Genomic DNA, 2,629 nt, shown 5'->3' on the forward strand with positions numbered 1-2,629 from the left:
CATTCCCTGTTCCCCGTTCCCCCATTCCCGGCCTTTCCCCATGTCCCGAAAGCACGCCTTCCAATACCTCGACCTGCCCCGCACCATGCCGCAGCGCATCCCGGTGGAACTGCGCACGTCCGGCGACTGGGGCGAGCTGTACGGCAAGTTCGACAAGGCCGACGCGCAGTACCAGGCCGGCCGCTGCCTCGACTGCGGCAACCCGTACTGCAGCTGGAAATGCCCGGTGCACAACGCCATCCCGCAGTGGCTGCAACTGGTGCAGGAAGACCGCATCCACGAGGCGGCGACGCTGTGCCATTCGACCAACCCGCTGCCGGAAGTCTGCGGCCGGGTCTGCCCGCAGGACCGCCTGTGCGAAGGCAGTTGCACGCTGGAGGAGTTCGGCGCGGTGACCATCGGCGCGGTCGAGAAGTACATCGTCGACACCGCGCTGGCCACCGGCTGGAAGCCGGACCTGCACGCTGTGCAGGCCACCGGCAAGCGCGTGGCCGTGGTCGGCGCAGGTCCCGCAGGCCTGGCCTGCGCCGACCGGCTGGCGCGCGCCGGCGTGCAGGCCGTGGTGTTCGACCGCTACGAGCAGATCGGCGGCCTGCTGCAGTTCGGCATCCCCAGCTTCAAGCTCGACAAGTCGGTCATCGCCAAGCGCCGCGAGGTACTCGAAGGCATGGGCGTGCAGTTCCGCCTTGGCGTGGAGATCGGCCGCGACATCGGCATCGAGCAGCTGGAAACCGAGTTCGACGCCGTGTTCCTCGGCACCGGTGCCTACCGCTACACCGACGGCGGCCTGCCCGGCCAGGACCTGAAGGGCGTGCTGCCGGCGCTGCCGTTCCTCGTGCAGAACGGCCGCATCGTCGGCGGCACCGACCCGCGGGGCCGGCCCATCGCCGGCTGGGAAGACCAGATCGCCCTGCCCGACCTGACCGGTAAGCGTGTGGTGGTACTCGGCGGCGGCGACACCGGCATGGACTGCGTGCGCAGCGCCATCCGCCTCGGCGCGGCCCGGGTCACCTGCGCCTATCGCCGCGATGAGGCCAACATGCCCGGCTCGGCGCGCGAAGTCGCCAACGCCCGCGAGGAAGGCGTGCGCTTCCTGTTCAACCGCCAGCCGCTGTCGATCGAGGCCGGCGCCGACGACGAGGTGATCGGCGTCACCGTGGTCGAAACCCGGCTCGGCCAACCCGACACCAACGGCCGCCGCAACGCCGAGCCGATCATCGGTTCCGAATCGCTGCTGGAAGCGGACGTGGTCATCATCGCCTTCGGCTTCTCGCCGACCCTGCCGGAATGGCTGGGCTCGCAGGGTGTGGAGGCTACCGGCAACGGCCGCATCGTCGCGGGCGGCAGCACCCGCCTGCCCTACCAGACCCACAACCCCAGGCTGTTCGCCGGCGGCGACGCCGTGCGCGGCGCCGATCTGGTGGTCACCGCGGTCGCCGAAGGCCGCGACGCGGCTGCCAGCATCATCAAGCTGCTGCTGCACTGACAGGGTCAAACCCCGGGAAGCAAAAGCCCCTCTCCCACCGGGAGAGGGGTTGGGGTGAGGGGCGAACGGAGTCCAGATGGTTAACCATCATGGACTGCGTTCACTCCTCACCCACCCTTCGGGCACCTGCATTCCTGCCGGGCTGTCTCCTCAAGGGAGAAGGAAAACTCCCCCAGGATTTACACTCAAACCCCCAATCCCAGCGAGAACCCCATGCGCATCGGCCTGGCCGCCAACCGCCTGCACCACGAACGCGCCGACGCCGCCCTGTTCCGCTGGCTGCGCGCCAGCGCCACCGGCATCCGCGAACTCGGCGTGGCGCTGCACGCCGTCGGCCGCACCCATGACGCCATCCTCGCCGCGCTGCCGGCCGGTGGCCTGCCCGGCCTGACGCGCTACCCCAACGGCCGCGAAGGCGGCTTGATGAAGCTGGTCGCCGAGATCGTCGGCATGGGGGCGCCGGAGCGCACGCTGGATGGCGCGGTCTACCTGATCGACCCGGTGGACCCATCCTCGGTCTTCCCCGAAGCCATCGCCCTGAAACGTCAGTGCGTCATCCACGGCAAGCCCTTCATCTCGACCGTGGCCAGCGCCCGCGATTGGGTCGAGATGGAGCGCATCCACGCCGGCCTGCCCGCCGATCCCGGTGCCGACGACCTGCACGACTTCGGCAACCAGACCCTGGCGCTGATCGCCCACGACGCCCGCAAGCCGCAGATGCTGGCCTTCGCCGCCGAGCATTTCGACGTGCTTTCGCGGTTCGCCCAACGCATCGGCACCGGCACCACCGGGCAACACCTGAACGAACTGGCGTGGAGCCGCGGCTGGCCGCGCGAGCAGGAGTGGATCCAGCGCTTCCAGAGCGGCCCCCTCGGCGGCGACGCGCAGATCGCCGACCGCGTGCTGGAGCACCGTTGCCAGCGGGCGATCTTCTTCGAGGACCCGCACGTGGCCCGCCAGCACGAAGCCGACATCCAGTTGCTGGAACGCGCGGTGACCACCGTGACCGACGAAGCGGTCTGCATCACCGCCCCCAACCTCGCCGCCCGTTGGGCCATCGCGGCCCGGCGACGCCCGCAGCAGCGTTGAGCTTCATGGCGAAGTAAACAGCAACGGCGCCGAAAGGCGCCGTTGTTGATTGAG

Annotated in this window: 2 protein-coding genes; both read left to right on the plus strand. The window is 69.6% G+C overall.

Annotated features, from left to right (window positions below):
* The first annotated feature begins 40 nt into the window (after nucleotides 1–40).
* Complete coding sequence (locus tag ABB34_RS14045; protein WP_057642001.1) at nucleotides 41–1,486, plus strand: FAD-dependent oxidoreductase; 1,446 nt, start codon at nucleotides 41–43, stop codon at nucleotides 1,484–1,486.
* A gap of 213 nt (nucleotides 1,487–1,699) precedes the next feature.
* A complete protein-coding gene (locus tag ABB34_RS14050) occupies nucleotides 1,700–2,575 on the plus strand; it encodes a methylglyoxal synthase (RefSeq protein ID WP_057642002.1) in 876 nt (291 codons plus the stop codon).
* Nucleotides 2,576–2,629 lie beyond the last annotated feature (54 nt).

This window comes from Stenotrophomonas daejeonensis (genome assembly GCF_001431505.1).
Lineage (GTDB): Bacteria > Pseudomonadota > Gammaproteobacteria > Xanthomonadales > Xanthomonadaceae > Stenotrophomonas > Stenotrophomonas daejeonensis.